Consider the following 14,639-nt stretch of genomic DNA (forward strand, 5'->3'; position numbering starts at 1 on the left):
CCGGGTAAGGGGCCCGCTGTCATGAGGGGGCCTGCCGGGTGGGGCAGGGCAGGTCGGGGGCGGCGCGGTTCGGGGAACAGGTCACCAGGGCGAGGGAGTGGAAGACGGTGCCCTTCAGGTAGTGCCCGAACGACACGTCCCCGCCCTCCGCGAGCCGCTCGACCGCCGCCCTGACGAGCAGCGCCAGCCTCGCCCCGTCCCGATCCTGCGCGGAGGCGAACCGGGCCGCGAACGCCGCGAGTTGCCGATCCAGCCGGACGCCCGCTTCCTTGGGCTCGCCCCATGTCCCCCGGATCGTCGAGGGCGGCTTGGAGCCCATGGGCTGTCTGGATGGGCGGTACGTCGGAAGCCGGAACGACGTCCTGGCCGTCCTCGCCCCGACCTTGACCGAGGCGAGGAAGACCATCCGGATCAAGGAGCTGGCCCGAAAATTCTCAGTGACAGGTCGGCGGGACGGCCGAGAGACGTCAGCGGAGCGTCAGTGGAACGTCAGCGGCGAACCGGACACTGGGACCGGTATCGGCGGCACCCCGCCCGATTCCGTACATGACACCCCTCACCCTCCTCGGGAGCATCCCTTGTTCAGAGCGAAAAGACTGCAGGCCGCCCTCGTCGCGGTTGCCGCCGTGGCCGGCCTTGCGGTCTCGGCCGCGCCGGCCCAGGCCTCGACGTGTTACGGGAACGGAGGTGCGTACATCTGTGAGTACGGCGTCTCGCGGACGGTACTTTTCGACGGGACGGTGCAGGAGTTCATGGTCGGTACCGACCACGCGGTGTGGACGAACTGGAAACGCCCCAACGGCTCCTGGAACGGCTGGGTGTCCCTGGGCGGATGGGTCCAGAGCCGCATCACCGTCGAGCCCAGGCAGGAGAGCAGCACCGCACCCATCTCCATTGCTGCCATCGGCGCGGACGGCAAGTCCTGGTTTCGTGTGCGGTGGTCCGACGGCACATGGACCCACTGGAATATGAACTGCTTCGACAACCCGAACGGCAAGTTGTGCCCGTGAACGTCGTAGGCTTTGTCCGCGTGCAGCCGCGTCGGTTTGAAGTGCCGCCCGCGGTGGGGGCGTGTCGCGTTTGGTGACCGGCGATCATAGGCTTCAGGGCGAGGCTGTCGTGGACGTTCGCGGCGGAGAGGCCGACGACCAGGGGCAGTTCGTTCGCGTCCGACAGGGCGTGCGTCCTGGAAGCCGGCTCACCCCGGTCCACGGGGCTCGGACCTGTGTGTTCGCCCCCCTCTTTGCCTGCACGTGCGCGGAATCCAGCACAACGCGCGAGACATCGACGAGCCCGGCGTCGTCGAGACGGTGCACCACCGCCTCGTGGAGGCGGCCCCAGACACCGGCTCTGCACCAGACCATGAAACGGCGGTGCGCCGTCGACTTCGACACCCCGAAACACGGCGGCAAAGCCCGCCAGGAACAACCACTGACCAGCACGTAGACGATCGCCGCGAACAGCGTCTCATCAGGCGTGTCCTGCGTTCCGCCGTCCTGTGGCCGCACCCTCGACGGCGGGATGAGAGGCCTCACAATCTCCCAGAGCCCCTCCGGAGCAATCCAACTCGACTTCCCCGGCCCCATGTTGGACAGCGTTGGACAGCCCAACCCAGTCTCACCACATAGGGCAACGTCTTAGTCGACGTCGGGAAGCGCTGTCAGCCGTTGGTTCTTTCCGGGTTTGCGCCGCGGCGTCTGGTTCTTGTGGCAGAGGTTCGCAGTGACGGAGGCCAGAGAGTCGAGCTTCCCGGTCAGCTCGGTGACCTGCTGTTTTTCCTCGCGGAGCTTCTTGCGGAGGTCGTCGATCGTCTCGTCCCGCTGCACTTCGGTGGGGGTGCGGAGGGCCTGCCGGGGGGCCTTCACGTCCCATTCGGCGAGGACATCACCGGCTCGGTGAACGGTCGTGTGGCTGCCCCCCGCCTCGCGGGCGAGATTCTCCTTGGTCAGAGCTCCGTCGGTGCGGAGAGGCTGACCTGCCAGCAGCCGCTGCACGGCCTCTCGCGGCTTGGTGGTGGTCGTGGCAGATACCGGCATCAGGCGTCATCCTTCTGGCCTTTGAAGGCGCGAGTGACGCGCTGAACGTCAGCCAGTCGGATCAGCACGGCCTCGCGGCGGGGCGGGGCCAGTCGGCGATCCTTCGCCATGGCGGTCAGTTCTTCTTCCTCGGCGAGCCAGATCGGCGCGTGCGAGCGGGTGACGGTGGAATTGCGGCATCGGCATGCCGAAGCCCCACCGCGCTGGCACGGTGGGGCGGTTGCCGGGGTGGCTCAGGCGGTGCCGAAGTCTCCGGCCCGGACGCCTGCCAGGAAGGTGGTGAACGCGGTGGCGGGGACGTTGAGGACCGGGCCGCTCGTGTTCTTGGAGTCGCGGACGGGGACGATGCCGTGCGGGGCGGCGAGGTTGGTGGCGACCTCGACGCACTGGCCGCCGTTGTTGCTGTACGAGGACGTGAACCAACGGGGGGTCTCGGTTGTCACGGGGTGCCCTTTCGCAACTGCCTGAACATGTCTACGGACGCGGCCTGGGAGGGCGCTACCGCCTGCATCTGATGGTAGGCCGTCAGATGCGGCACCACCGAGCCACTTTCGCGTTCCAGGTAGCCCTGTTGCGCGGACTCGGCGTACGACATGAGTGAGCGGTCGGGCATGGTCAGGATGGTGACCGGCAGGTCGAACGGGCGGTGCTCTCCCATGTCGAACGTTGCCACCTGCAACACCGTGTTGGGCTGCTCGGCGAACTCGATCAGGCGGTCCATCTGCGCCTTCATGACCTCCGGTCCGCCGACCGGCCTGCGGATGCAGCTCTCGTCCAGCATCGCGAAGACCAGCGGCGGTTTCTCCCGGACCAGGGCCGCCTGACGCTCCTCGACCAGTGCGACGCGCTCCTGTGCCTGGTCGGCGGTGATCGCCTGTCGCCTGACCGCGCTGTCCGCCAGGACCGTGGCGTACTCCGGGGTCTGGAGCAGGCCCGGGATGACGCCGACCTCGTACAGCCGGATCTCCGCCGCCCGGCGCTCGTAGCCGAGGAACTCCGGGAAGCCCTCCAGCAGGCTGCCGTGCTTGATCTGGCCCAGCTCGCGCTCGAACGACGCCTCGGTCCCGGTCAGCCCCAGCGCCCGGTCCGTACTACGCGAAAAGCGCAAGGTCGCGAGTTTGCGACCAGTTTCCACCGAGGAGATGTGTGTGCTGGAGTAGCCGTTCCGGTCCCCCAGCTCCTCCTGTGTCCAGCTCCGCTGCTCCCGCAGGCCGCGCAGACGTGCGCCGTAGGCCGCCTGCGCGGAGCTCTCAGGGTTCAACTCCTTGACGTTCAAGGGCCTCGCACCCAATCTTCCGTGCCGAATAGGCAAGTTGAATGGCTTTCCACGGTAGGTCACGCTGAATCGCCCCGGTAGTCATACGGCTACAGAGAGGAGCGATAGGTGTACGGCGAGAACGCTTGCCCGAATGCACAGGAACCTCCTGGCCCCCCGGCCCCCGGCGCGCTCGTGGTCGACACCGGTCGGGGCGACCGCGTGGGGGAGTTCCGAGGGGTCGCCGGCCCCTACTGGTCGCTCCGGCCCGTCGGTGGCGGCACTGAATGGGAGGCGGAGCCGCACCGGGTCCGCCGCGCGCTCCCCATGGAGCAGCTGCGCGCGAGGACCGCGTGGCTCAACGCTCGCAGCCGGGGTGAGGTGCTGTGAACGTGACGCGAGGGCACGCCGATTGGTATGTGGCCGAGAGTCACGGGGGTGACGCGGCGCGGTCCTTCCGGCTCGGCGGCATCGTCGCGCCGACGCGGCGGCTGGCCCTCCGCTGGCTGCGGCGGCAGGCCCGGCGCCTCGCGGACGCGCTCGACCCGGACCCGTACGCCCCCTGGGTTCCGGCCCGCGCACTGTACCCGGTCTCCGGGGCCAGGCTTGATGTACCGGCCGAACTCCGTTCCTGGGCAAGCAGTTTCCGGGAGCATGACTACGCGCTGCTGCGGCTCGCGGAGGGACTGCCGTACGAGTTCGTGGCCCGGGACGACACGTCCTGGTACGGGCTCGTCATGCGCCCCCTGGCTCCCGCCCGTACTCCGCTTCCCTCCCCCTGCCCATAAGGATGAGCGACATGTTGCAGTGCACCGCTGTCACCGAACTCCCGGAGATGGGCGCGCGGGTCGCGCTCATGGCTCTGGAGGGCGGACCCGGTCAGGAGGCGGGCGCGAAGCCTGTCCCCGTCCTGGACGACTTCCTGCTCTGTGAACTCGGCGAGCACGACGAGGAGACCGAGCACGCGGCCCAGCTCTGGTCGGCCGACAGGCCTGCCGTGCGGGACTTATGGATGTTCTGGACGGACACCGGTACGCGCCGGAAGTTCCGGTTCGCCGAACTGCTGCCGTGCCCGGCCGTGATTCGTCGGCTGTCCGTCACGGAGGGGGACGCGTGCGTACTGTTCGACCGGCATCCCGCCGCGCACTCCTGGGATGTGACGGACCCGCTCGCGGACCTGATGGCGGAGCGGGTCCGGCAGGAGGTGCTGCGCGAGCGGGACGAACGGGACCAGGAATGAATGAAGGGAGGGGCAGGGTTGGGCGGGGCCGGCGACGGCATCTGCGTCGCACGGCCGCCACCTGCGCGGAACACCCGTAGAGGGCTCCCGTACGGATTCAGGCCCTGGGCTCCCGTGCACGTCCAGCCCTCCCCGTCAGTGCAGGCAGAACTCGTTGCCCTCCGGATCTGCCAGTACGAGCCAACTCCCGCCCTGCTCGTCGACCGTGCGCAGCACCCGCGCGCCCAGTCCCACCAGACGCGCGGCCTCCGCGTCGCGCTGCCCCGGCTCGGAGTGGACGTCGATGTGGAGGCGGTTCTTCACCGTCTTCGGCTCCGGTACCCGCTGGAAGAGCAGCCGCCGCCCCAGCCCCGTACCGCTGTTCTCCTCGTACGGGTCGTCCGGGTGCCGGGCCGCCGCGAGGTCGAGCCAGGCGCGGCGGCCGTGGGCGTGGGTGGTGATGGCCTCGGGCACCGCTCCGGCCGCGAGCAGCTGCTCGACCAGGGGGCTGTTGTCCTCGACGAGGTAGCCCAGGGCCGCGGCCCAGAAGCCGGCCTGGGCGTGCGGGTCGGCGCTGTCGATCACGAGCTTCCAGGACAGGGTCTTTGTCATGGAAACCGTTTATAGTGGTTACATGAGTGGCAGGGCAACAGACGCGCCGGAACCGAGGAAGGCGCCGCCGGGGCGAGCCGAGCTGGTGGCGCAACAAGGGCCTGCTGGGTCTGGCGGGGCTCCCGGGCCTGGCGTGCTTGGCGGTACTTCCGGGGCTGGCGTGCCCGCCGGTCCTCCCGGTCCTCCCGGTCCTCCCGGGGCTGTTGGGCTGCTTCTGCGGCACCCGGACGGCAGCTCATTCCGGTTCGATCCGGGCGCGCTGTGTCTGGAGTTGCTGACGACCGGCGGCCCCGGCCCCCTCGCGTACTTCGAGATGCTGCACGCGCCCGCCGACTTGGTGCGCTGGGCAGCGGAATGCCGACTTCCCGACGGGCTGGGCCTCGCCGTCGGTGAGGACGAGGTGGCGGCCGCCCGGGTGCTGCGCGACGCGCTCTGGCGGCTGGCGGAGGGGCATGTGCACGCGCTGCCGCCCGGGCCGGAGGACCTCGCCGTCGTCAACGAGGCGGCGGCGCACCTCCCCCTGACGGCCCGGCTGAACGGGACCGGCGGCCGGGAGTGGGTGCCGGGGAGCACCGGCACCGGGCTGCTGTCCACCGTCGCCCGTGACGCGATCGACCTGTTCACCGGGGCGTACGCCCACCGGGTCCGCACCTGCGCCGCGCACGACTGCCGCCTGCTGTTCGTCGACACCTCCCGCCCCGGCAAGCGCCGCTGGTGCTCGATGGAGCGCTGCGGCAACCGGCACAAGGTCCGGGCCCACCGCGCCCGGCTCACCACTACGGACGAGTGACCACGGACGAGTAACTGGGAGTTCATCGTCGGACCCGAGGGCATCGTGCTCTGGCTGGGCGTCGAGGGCCCCTTGCCCACCGAGAAGGGCGCTCCGTACCGTACGGCCGACGGGCCCGGCGGGGAGCTCCGCAGTTACCGCCCCGGCGACCGGGTGCGCCTCACGTACGGCACCTCCACCGTCCAGGTCGCCGTGACGCCCGGCAGATCCGCCGAGAGGCCGTGCCCGGTACTCAGGCCTCGTGCGGGGGGCACGCGGGGCAGGTGTGCCTGTCGATCGAGGCCAGCAGCCGTTCGGCGGTGGCCCGTACCGACCGTGTCGGCTGTGTCTCCTCGGGCGCGGCGGCCAGTCGGGCGGCCGTGGCGCGACCAGCCACCACCGCATCGTGGGCGGCACGGGTCCACGTGGGGTGCTCCGCGTTCCCGGCAGCCAGAATGGTGGCGAGCAGGTCCAGCACGCCCGCCCGGTTCCTGACCGTGTCCGTCGCCGCCAGCTCCCACAGGAACGGCACCGTCGCCACGGTCGAGTCGAAGACGGTCGGGGCGCCGATCCACCGTTCCAGATCGCCCAGGGCCTCGTCCGAGTCCGGCGCGTCTCCCCAGGCTATCCGTGACAGCACACCGGGAATCTGGGACGCGGAGCCGTACGCATGCTGTAGCTCGTGCCACCGCACGTTCCTCATGGTCCCCAGCACAGTCCCCATCCGGGCACTCAATCAGCCTTTACCGCACGGCGTCCACCATGCTGGTGCGCCGCCCACCCGCTTCGTGCAGCCGACGCAGGTACTTCCGCACGGAACGGGCATCGTCCGCCGAGGCGAACACGCCCACGTGGTGGTCGGGCCGGATGACGAGGACGGTCCCCGCGTCCGTACCGCCGGAGGACTCCATTCCGTACGCCGCTCCGTACCCCGCGTACGCCGTTCCGTAAGCCGTTCCGTACGCAGCCGTCGCGTGGCCCTCCTCGTCGATCACCGCTCCCGGCTCCGCCCCGGCATGGTCCTCGTGCGCCGCGTACACCCGGCAAGTCCGCACCCCGGCATCCCCGTACGCGGCGGCCGCCTCGCGCAGGACGGCCGCGCTCCCGGGGCCGAAGCCGAGGACCGTGGTGCTGGGGCCCGCGAAGACGCGGTGCAGTCGCGTACGGGATCCGGTCGCGGCGTCCCGGCAGGGCGCGTCCGGCGCCCGGTCCCCGGGGCGCGGGGCGGCGGACGTGCGGTACCCACCGGGGGCGCCCGCTGCCAGGGAGCTCCACCGGTAGCCGATGCCCAGGCCGGTGGTGTCGGCGGTGATCGCCGTGTCCAGGCCGCCGCCGGGCGTGCGGATCGCCTCAAGGGTGGCGCGCAGTCGCTCGGAGGCGAGGTCCAGGGTGTGAGCGGCCACCGGAAGCCGCTCCTCCTCGTAGGTGTCCAGCAACTCCGCGCCCGCGTGGCCGCTGAGCACCAGCCCGAGCTTCCACCCCAGGTTGAACGCGTCCTGGATACCGGTGTTCATCCCGAGGCCGCCCGCGATGGGGTGCACATGCGCCGCGTCGCCCGCGAGGAAGACCCGCCCCTCGCGGAAACGGTCCGCCAGCCGCACATTGACCCGGTACGTCGACAGCAGATCGGCCCGTGTGAGGCGGTGGCCGGGGAGCCCGGTGTGGCGGGTGAGCAGTCGCCGGAACCCGTCGGCGGAGGGCGCGAGCGGCCGACCCCGCCCGTCCCGTTCCGGACCGGCCTGGAACCACCAGCCCGTGCGCGTACCGGGGATCGGGCAGAGCATGACCGCGCCGTCCTCGTCGAACCACTGGTGCCAGCGGCCGCGGTCCGGGGCACCTTCAGCCAGGTCCCCCAGGTCTCCCAGGTCCCCCAGGCCGTCCAAGTCGACATCGCCGCAGACCATCACCTGGTCCTCGGCGGTCGTTCCCTCGAAGCCGATCCCGAGCATCTTCCGTACGGAGCTGTGGGCACCGTCGCAGCCGACGACGTACCGCGCGCGTTCGACAGTTCGCCCGGTCGTTCGCTCGGTTCTGTCCGTGAGTGTGACGGTGACGTGGTCCCCGATCGTGTCACCGCCCCCGAGTGACACCGAGCCCCCGTCCCCCTCTGCCGTCGCGCTTCCGCTGTCCTGCGCCAGCCCCACCACCTCGCGGCCCAGCTCGACCTGAACGCCGTACCCGGCCAGCCGTTCGCGCAGGATCTCCTCCAGGCGCCACTGGGCGATCAGCCACCCCCGGTCGTAGGGCGCGTCCGGCGTCGGCGCCGAGTCCGCCCACGGATCGGTCTCCGTGACCGGCAGGCGGTCGCGGTATTTGAGCATCGGCAGTGGCGCTGAACCGGCCGCGAGCACCGCGTCGACCACCCCGAGGTCGTCCAGGACCTCCAGCGACCGAGGGTTGGGACCCTTCGCGCGCGAGGTGCGGGGCGGGGTGGGTGACCGGTCCACGATCCGCACTGCCGCGCCGCGCCGGGCCAGATCGCAGGCCAGAACCAGCCCGGTGGGTCCCGCGCCCACGATGAGTACGTCGGTCATGCCCATGCCTCTCCTTCGGTCGCGCTTCTGTCCATCCGGGGATCAGGAAAGCGTAACTGAGTAAGAAAAGCAACTAGGTAATATTTTGTGGTGTGGGGCCCGGGCTCACGGCTGCCGTCGCGCTGCCCGGGGTCGTAGGTGCAGCTGCGGGCGCGGGTGCGGGCGCGGGTGCGGGCACGGGTGCGGCGGTCGTCGTGGCCAGCAGCTTCGCCGCCCGCGCCCGATTGCGCCGCGCGGTGCGCAACGCGTCCCAGGTCAGCAGTGACAGCGCCAGCCAGACGAGGGCGAACCCGGCCCACCGCTCGGGAGGCATCGCCTCGTGGAAGTAGAGGACGCCCAGCGTGAACTGGAAGACCGGGGCCAGATACTGGAGTAGTCCCAGCGTGGACAGTGGCACCCGGACTGCCGACGCGCCGAAGCAGATCAGCGGCACCGCGGTGACGATGCCCGTTGCCACGAGCAGCGCCCCGTGCCCCGCGCCCCCGGCCGTGAACGTCGACGCGCCGGTGGCGGTGAGCCAGAGCAGGAAGCCGAGCGCGGGCAGGAACAGCACGGCGGTCTCGGCGGCCAGGGACTCCAGGCCGCCCATGTTCACCTTCTTCTTGATCAGTCCGTACGTGGCGAAGGAGAACGCCAGCACCAGCGAGATCCACGGCGGCCGCCCGTACCCGATCGCCAGCACGAGCACGGCGACCAGGCCGGTGGCCACCGCGATCCACTGGACCGGCCGCAGCCGTTCACCCAGCAGTAGAACGCCCATGGCGATGGTGACCAGCGGATTGATGAAGTAGCCGAGCGAGGCCTCGACGACCTGGCCGTTGTTCACGGCCCAGATGTAGAGGCCCCAGTTGACGGTGATGGTCGCCGCCGCGAGCGATATCAGCCCGAGCTTGCGCCGGTCGCGGGCCAACTCGCCGATCCATGCCCAGCGGTGCATCGCGAGCAGGGCGATCCCGACGAGACCCAGGGACCAGACCATCCGGTGAGCGAGGATCTCGATCGCCCCTGACGGCTTCAGTAGCGGCCAGAACAGGGGGACCAAGCCCCACATACCGTACGCACCGAATCCGTACAGCAGACCTGCCCGCTGCTCGTTCTTCCCCTCCACGGGCCCTCCTGGTCAAACCGGTCCACCTGTACGTCGGCGGATTGGCCGACTGGATGAAGGTAGCGCCGGAAGGGCCTCATGTCATAGCCGTCTCACGGAAACACTCATGACATCCCTGCGAGCGCGGTGGAGCGCGGCGGGGCGCGGCGGGGCGCGGTGCGCCCGGTCCGGCCGCGCCCCGGCGTATGGCGGCCCTGGTCACCCGGCCTCGGTGATGATCGGGCCTCGGAGGTCATCGGCCCGGGTGGCCGGGCCCCGTGGTGATCAGGCCGGGTGGTGATCGGGGCCGGGTGCCGATCAGGCCCCGGCCAGGGCCGTACGTACGGTCTCGGCGAGCGGCGTCGTCGGGCGGCCGATGAGCCGGGCGAGGTCGCCGCTCGTCCCGGCGAGCAGCCCGCGACCGATCGCCTTGTCCACGTCGACGAGGATCGCGGCGAAGCCCTCGGGAAGCCCCGCGCCGACCAGGATCTCCTGGTGCGTGGCCGCCGGAACGTCGTTGTACGCGATGTCCTTGCCGGTCACCTCGGACAGCAACGCGGCGTACTCGGCGAACGACCAGGCGGTGTCGCCGCTCAGCTCGTAGACCGTGTTCAGGTGACCCTCGCCGGTCAGGACGGCGGCCGCGGCGGCGGCGTAGTCGGCCCGGGGTGCGGAGGCGACGCGGCCCGAGCCCGCGTTGGCGACGACCGCGCCGTGCTCCAGGACCGGGGCCAGGTTGGCGGTGTAGTTCTCGGTGTACCAACCGTTGCGCAGCAGGGTGTACGGCAGCCCGGAGTCCAGGATCAGCTGCTCGGTGGCCTTGTGCTCGTCGGCCAGCGTGAAGTCCGCGTCCGGTCCGCCGAGGATGCCGGTGTACGCGAGCTGCGAGACGCCCGCCGCCTTCGCCGCGTCGATGACCGCGGTGTGCTGCGGCACCCTCCTGCCCACCTCGCTGCCGGAGATCAGCAGCACCCGGTCGCCGGACCGGAACGCTCCGGTCAGAGTCTCGGGCCGGTCGTAGTCCGCGATGCGCAGCTCGACGCCCCGGGCGGCGAGCCCGGCGGCCTTCGCCTTGTCGCGTACGACGGCGGCGATCTCGCCGGCCGGGACCGTGGTCAGCAGGGAGTCGATGACGAGGTGGCCGAGCTCTCCGGTGGCTCCGGTGACAACGATGCTCATGGGGGGTGCTCCGATTTCGGTGGTTCGATCCGCTTCTGTGCTTCTGCGCTTCTGTTGCACTTCTGCACTTCGGCGCTGCTGGAACGAGCCTACGAATAGCGCTAACTATAAGAAAGTACCAACTTTGAAGTAAGGTACTGGCATGGAAGTAAGGTCAACGGGTGTCAGGCCGCCCCATCACGAGCTGCCGAGCCATGAGGCGCGGAACCGCAAGTCGCCGAACCACAGGACGCCCGATGTCAATCAGCCGATGTGCCCCTCCCGGCTGGTGCTGGAGCATGTGACGAGCCGCTGGGGCGTCCTCGTCCTGGCGGCGCTGCTGGAACGTTCGTACCGCTTCAGCGAGCTGCGTCGCACGGTCGGCGGTGTCAGCGAGAAGATGCTCGCCCAGACGCTCCAGACGCTGGAGCGCGACGGCTTCGTCCACCGGGACGCGAAACCGGTGATCCCGCCCCGGGTGGACTACTCACTCACCCCGATCGGCATTGAGGCCGCCGAACAGGTGTGGGCGCTCGCCCGCTGGACCGAACGCCAGGTGGACGCGGTGCAGACGGCGCGCGAGGCATACGACAGGGCCCGGACCTGACCACTCGCCGCCCGTGGTGGTGCGCGGCGAGGGTCAGGTCCGGGCCCCGGGTGCCCGTGGTGACGGCAGCGGTCAGCCGATGACCGTCCAGGTGTCGTTACCGGCGAGCAGCGCGCCGAGGTCGCCCTTGCCGTCGCGGTCCACCGCGCTGTCGAGCTGGTCGGACATCAGGGTGTCGTAGACGGGCCGCTGGACACTGCGCAGCACCCCGATGGGGGTGTGGTGCAGGGTGTCGGCGTCGGCGAGCCGCGACAGCGCGAACGCCGTGGTGGGGGAGTCGGCGTGGGCGTCGTGGACGAGGACCTGCGAACGGTTCTCGTCGGTGACCGCGACGACCTCCAGGTCACCGGTGGCCTGGTTGCGGACGACACCCTTGGCACCCTCGGCGCCGAACAGGATCGGCTCCCCGTGCTCAAGCCGGATGACCGCCTCGGTCGCCTGCTCCTTGTCCTTGAGCACCTCGAACGCACCGTCGTTGAAGATGTTGCAGTTCTGGTAGATCTCCACCAGCGCTGTGCCGGGGTGCTCGGCCGCCGCGCGCAGCACGCTCGTGAGGTGCTTGCGGTCGGAGTCGACCGTCCGTGCCACGAAGGTCGCCTCCGCCCCGATGGCGAGGGAGACCGGGTTGAACGGCGCGTCGAGCGAACCCATCGGCGTCGACTTGGTGATCTTGCCGATCTCCGAGGTGGGGCTGTACTGGCCCTTCGTCAGGCCGTAGATCCGGTTGTTGAACAGCAGGATCTTCAGGTTGACGTTGCGGCGCAGGGCGTGGATGAGGTGGTTGCCGCCGATGGAGAGCGCGTCGCCGTCACCGGTGACCACCCATACCGACAGGTCCCGGCGCGAGGTGGCGAGTCCGGTGGCGATGGAGGGGGCGCGGCCGTGGATGGAGTGCATCCCGTAGGTGTTCATGTAGTACGGGAAGCGGGAGGAGCAGCCGATGCCGGAGACGAAGGCGATGTTCTCCTTGGCCAGGCCCAGCTCGGGCATGAACCCCTGCACGGCGGCGAGAACGGCGTAGTCGCCGCAGCCGGGGCACCAGCGCACTTCCTGGTCGGACTTGAAGTCCTTCATGGACTGCTTCGCCTCGGCCTTGGGCACCAGCTGCAGCAGTTCGTTGTGCTGCAGTTCCTCGGTGTCAGGCATCGATGGCCTCCTTGAGAGCTGTGGCGAGCTGCTCGGCCTTGAACGGCATTCCGTTGACCTGGTTGTAGCTGTGGGCGTCCACCAGATACTTCGCCCGCAGGAGCATCGCGAGCTGACCGAGGTTCATCTCCGGCACGACGACCTTGTCGTAACGCTTCAGCACCTCGCCGAGATTCCTCGGGAAGGGGTTGAGGTGGCGCAGATGGGCCTGGGCGATGGGCTGCCCGGCGGCGCGGAGCCGACGTACGGCGGCGGTGATCGGCCCGTACGTCGAGCCCCAGCCGAGCACCAGGGTGCCGGCCCCGGCCGGGTCGTCGACGGTGAGGTCGGGGACCTCGATGCCGTCGATCTTCGCCTGGCGCGTACGGACCATGAGGTCGTGGTTGGCCGGGTCGTAGGAGATGTTGCCGGTGCCGTCCTGCTTCTCGATCCCGCCGATCCGGTGCTCAAGGCCGGGGGTCCCGGGGATCGCCCAGGGGCGGGCCAGGGTGTGCGGGTCGCGCTTGTAGGGCCAGAACACCTCGGTGCCGTCGGCCAGGCTGTGGTTCGGGCCGGTGGCGAAGGAGGTGGTGAGGTCCGGCAGGCTGTCGGTCTCGGGGATGCGCCACGGCTCGGAACCGTTGGCCAGATAGCCGTCGGAGAGCAGGAAGACCGGGGTGCGGTAGGTCAGGGCGATGCGGGCCGCGTCGATCGCGGCGTCGAAGCAGTCGGCCGGGGTCTGCGGGGCCACGATCGGGACCGGGGCCTCGCCGTTCCTGCCGTACATCGCCTGAAGCAGGTCTGCCTGCTCGGTCTTGGTCGGCAGCCCGGTGGAGGGACCGCCGCGCTGGATGTCGATGATCAGCAGCGGCAGCTCCAGGGAGACCGCGAGCCCGATCGTCTCCGACTTCAGCGCCACACCCGGCCCCGACGTCGTGGTCACGCCCAGCGCCCCACCGAAGGCGGCCCCCAGCGCCGCCCCGATCCCGGCGATCTCGTCCTCGGCCTGGAAGGTCCGCACACCGAAGTTCTTGTGCCGCGACAGCTCGTGCAGGATGTCGGAGGCCGGGGTGATCGGATACGAGCCCAGGTAGATCGGCAGGTCAGCGAGCTGCCCGGCGGCGATCAGGCCGTAGGACAGAGCCAGGTTCCCCGAGATGTTGCGGTAGGTGCCGGTGGGGAACGCCTGGGAGGCCGGGGCGACCTCGTAGGAGACCGCGAAGTCCTCCGTGGTCTCGCCGAAATTCCACCCGGCCCGGAAAGCCGCCACGTTCGCCTCGGCGATCTGCGGCTTCTTCGCGAACTTCTGCCGCAGGAACGCCTCCGTCCCCTCGGTCGGCCGGTGGTACATCCATGACAGCAGCCCGAGCGCGAACATGTTCTTGCTGCGCTCGGCCTCCCTGCGGGGAAGCCCGAACTCCTTCAGCGCCTCGATCGTGAGCGTCGTCAGCGGTACCGGGTGGACGTTGTACGCCTCCAGCGACCCGTCCTCCAGGGGACTGGTCGCATACCCCACCTTCGCCATCGGCCGCTTCGTGAACTCGTCCGTGTTCACGATGATCTCCGCGCCACGCGGCACGTCGCCGATGTTCGCCTTCAGCGCGGCGGGGTTCATCGCCACCAGGACGTTCGGAGCGTCGCCCGGGGTGAGGATGTCGTGATCGGCGAAGTGGAGCTGGAAGGAGGAGACCCCTGGCAGGGTGCCTGCGGGGGCGCGGATCTCCGCCGGGAAGTTCGGCAGGGTGGACAGATCGTTGCCGAAGGATGCCGTCTCCGAGGTGAACCGGTCGCCCGTGAGCTGCATCCCGTCACCCGAGTCGCCCGCGAAACGGATGATCACCCGGTCCAGGCGGCGGACTTCTTTCCCGTCGCCGCCCGGCGTTCCCGTCGTACCTGACAGGGGGGCGCGCTGGCCCCCGAGGACGGCGTCGTTGGCCTCATCGGCCTTCTCTGCCGCGCTACTGACCTGGCTCGTCACTGAACTGGACCTCCCTTGGGGCGGCGGTTCGGAACCGTCCGGCCAGCCGGCGATCCCAGGGGCCACCCTACGTCCGAGCGGGCCGCCCTCCGGAGACCGATCATATGGTGGACACTGTTTTGAGACACCCTTTTAGCCTGGTTTGGCATCTTGTGCAAGCCCTCCGATCGCGGGACGGAATCGTTCCGCTTTGGGTCTTTGGTCCTAGGTCCCTCGATTTCGCGTGTGCGGAACTGCCCGGTTTTCGTGTGCAGGGCCG

17 protein-coding genes and 2 pseudogenes are annotated in these 14,639 nt (G+C 70.0%); 7 read left to right on the plus strand and 12 right to left on the minus strand.

What is annotated here, in order from left to right; translation table 11 throughout:
* Nucleotides 1-19: 19 nt before the first annotated feature.
* A complete protein-coding gene (locus CIB93_RS06320; RefSeq protein WP_373558717.1) occupies nucleotides 20-319 on the minus strand; it encodes a hypothetical protein in 300 nt (99 codons plus the stop codon).
* Between the two features lie 64 nt (nucleotides 320-383).
* Between CIB93_RS06320 and CIB93_RS37745 the strand changes: the two genes are divergently transcribed.
* Complete coding sequence (locus tag CIB93_RS37745; protein WP_179499998.1) at nucleotides 384-1,010, plus strand: hypothetical protein; 627 nt, start codon at nucleotides 384-386, stop codon at nucleotides 1,008-1,010.
* Nucleotides 1,011-1,012: 2 nt separating this feature from the next.
* Here CIB93_RS37745 and CIB93_RS06325 read toward each other — a convergent pair.
* From CIB93_RS06325 to CIB93_RS06340, 4 genes and pseudogenes are all read right to left on the minus strand, one after another.
* Nucleotides 1,013-1,586: pseudogene (locus CIB93_RS06325) on the minus strand (IS5 family transposase); the annotation flags it as partial.
* Between the two features lie 51 nt (nucleotides 1,587-1,637).
* On the minus strand, nucleotides 1,638-2,036 hold the full coding sequence (locus tag CIB93_RS06330) for a hypothetical protein (protein ID WP_096624942.1): 399 nt from the start codon (nucleotides 2,034-2,036) through the stop codon (nucleotides 1,638-1,640).
* Nucleotides 2,037-2,269: 233 nt separating this feature from the next.
* Complete coding sequence (locus tag CIB93_RS06335) at nucleotides 2,270-2,479, minus strand: DUF397 domain-containing protein (protein WP_096624944.1); 210 nt, start codon at nucleotides 2,477-2,479, stop codon at nucleotides 2,270-2,272.
* Nucleotides 2,476-3,312 (minus strand): helix-turn-helix transcriptional regulator, encoded by an 837-nt coding sequence (locus CIB93_RS06340; RefSeq protein ID WP_096624946.1) that lies wholly within the window; start codon nucleotides 3,310-3,312, stop codon nucleotides 2,476-2,478. The genes CIB93_RS06335 and CIB93_RS06340 overlap by 4 nt, the downstream gene beginning before the upstream one ends.
* A 108-nt stretch (nucleotides 3,313-3,420) precedes the next feature.
* On the opposite strand from CIB93_RS06340, the gene CIB93_RS06345 reads away from it, so the two are divergent.
* The 3 genes from CIB93_RS06345 to CIB93_RS06355 are packed head-to-tail and all read left to right on the plus strand — an operon-like array spanning nucleotide 3,421 to nucleotide 4,531.
* Nucleotides 3,421-3,681, plus strand: coding sequence for a hypothetical protein (locus CIB93_RS06345; RefSeq protein WP_096624948.1), 261 nt, complete (start codon nucleotides 3,421-3,423; stop codon nucleotides 3,679-3,681).
* Between the two features lie 2 nt (nucleotides 3,682-3,683).
* Complete coding sequence (locus tag CIB93_RS06350; protein WP_373558718.1) at nucleotides 3,684-4,079, plus strand: hypothetical protein; 396 nt, start codon at nucleotides 3,684-3,686, stop codon at nucleotides 4,077-4,079.
* 11 nt (nucleotides 4,080-4,090) lie between these two features.
* On the plus strand, nucleotides 4,091-4,531 hold the full coding sequence (locus tag CIB93_RS06355; RefSeq protein ID WP_096624952.1) for a hypothetical protein: 441 nt from the start codon (nucleotides 4,091-4,093) through the stop codon (nucleotides 4,529-4,531).
* A gap of 135 nt (nucleotides 4,532-4,666) precedes the next feature.
* Here the strand turns inward: CIB93_RS06355 and CIB93_RS06360 are convergent, their stop codons facing one another.
* Nucleotides 4,667-5,122, minus strand: a complete 456-nt coding sequence (locus CIB93_RS06360) for a VOC family protein (RefSeq protein WP_096624954.1) — start codon at nucleotides 5,120-5,122, stop codon at nucleotides 4,667-4,669.
* A gap of 208 nt (nucleotides 5,123-5,330) precedes the next feature.
* Between CIB93_RS06360 and CIB93_RS06365 the strand changes: the two genes are divergently transcribed.
* Both CIB93_RS06365 and CIB93_RS38685 read left to right on the plus strand, forming a co-directional pair.
* Nucleotides 5,331-5,912 (plus strand): ABATE domain-containing protein, encoded by a 582-nt coding sequence (locus CIB93_RS06365; protein ID WP_096625090.1) that lies wholly within the window; start codon nucleotides 5,331-5,333, stop codon nucleotides 5,910-5,912.
* A pseudogene (locus CIB93_RS38685) lies at nucleotides 5,913-6,131 on the plus strand (SRPBCC domain-containing protein); the annotation flags it as partial.
* A gap of 13 nt (nucleotides 6,132-6,144) precedes the next feature.
* Here the strand turns inward: CIB93_RS38685 and CIB93_RS06375 are convergent.
* From CIB93_RS06375 to CIB93_RS06390, 4 genes are all read right to left on the minus strand, one after another.
* On the minus strand, nucleotides 6,145-6,615 hold the full coding sequence (locus CIB93_RS06375) for a hypothetical protein (protein ID WP_096624956.1): 471 nt from the start codon (nucleotides 6,613-6,615) through the stop codon (nucleotides 6,145-6,147).
* Nucleotides 6,616-6,634: 19 nt separating this feature from the next.
* A complete protein-coding gene (locus CIB93_RS06380) occupies nucleotides 6,635-8,431 on the minus strand; it encodes an FAD-dependent monooxygenase (RefSeq protein WP_179500002.1) in 1,797 nt (598 codons plus the stop codon).
* A 67-nt stretch (nucleotides 8,432-8,498) separates the two neighbouring features.
* Complete coding sequence (gene rarD / locus CIB93_RS06385) at nucleotides 8,499-9,533, minus strand: EamA family transporter RarD (protein ID WP_096624958.1); 1,035 nt, start codon at nucleotides 9,531-9,533, stop codon at nucleotides 8,499-8,501.
* Between the two features lie 297 nt (nucleotides 9,534-9,830).
* Nucleotides 9,831-10,691 carry an SDR family oxidoreductase gene (locus CIB93_RS06390; protein WP_096624960.1) on the minus strand — a complete coding sequence of 287 codons (861 nt, stop codon included), beginning with the start codon at nucleotides 10,689-10,691 and terminating at the stop codon, nucleotides 9,831-9,833.
* Nucleotides 10,692-10,941: 250 nt separating this feature from the next.
* Here CIB93_RS06390 and CIB93_RS06395 point away from each other — a divergent pair, with 250 nt between their 5' ends.
* Complete coding sequence (locus CIB93_RS06395) at nucleotides 10,942-11,277, plus strand: helix-turn-helix domain-containing protein (protein WP_096624962.1); 336 nt, start codon at nucleotides 10,942-10,944, stop codon at nucleotides 11,275-11,277.
* A 72-nt stretch (nucleotides 11,278-11,349) separates the two neighbouring features.
* Here CIB93_RS06395 and CIB93_RS06400 read toward each other — a convergent pair whose 3' ends face one another.
* The gene (locus CIB93_RS06400; RefSeq protein WP_096624964.1) at nucleotides 11,350-12,423 is read right to left on the minus strand and encodes a 2-oxoacid:ferredoxin oxidoreductase subunit beta; all 1,074 of its coding nucleotides are present in this window, start codon (nucleotides 12,421-12,423) and stop codon (nucleotides 11,350-11,352) included.
* Complete coding sequence (locus tag CIB93_RS06405) at nucleotides 12,416-14,380, minus strand: 2-oxoacid:acceptor oxidoreductase subunit alpha (RefSeq protein ID WP_096624966.1); 1,965 nt, start codon at nucleotides 14,378-14,380, stop codon at nucleotides 12,416-12,418. Before CIB93_RS06405 ends, CIB93_RS06400 begins: the two co-directional genes overlap by 8 nt.
* Between the last annotated feature and the right edge of the window lie 259 nt (nucleotides 14,381-14,639).

Origin of the sequence: Streptomyces sp. WZ.A104 (genome assembly GCF_002382885.1) — a bacterium.
Classification (GTDB): Bacteria; Actinomycetota; Actinomycetes; order Streptomycetales; family Streptomycetaceae; genus Streptomyces.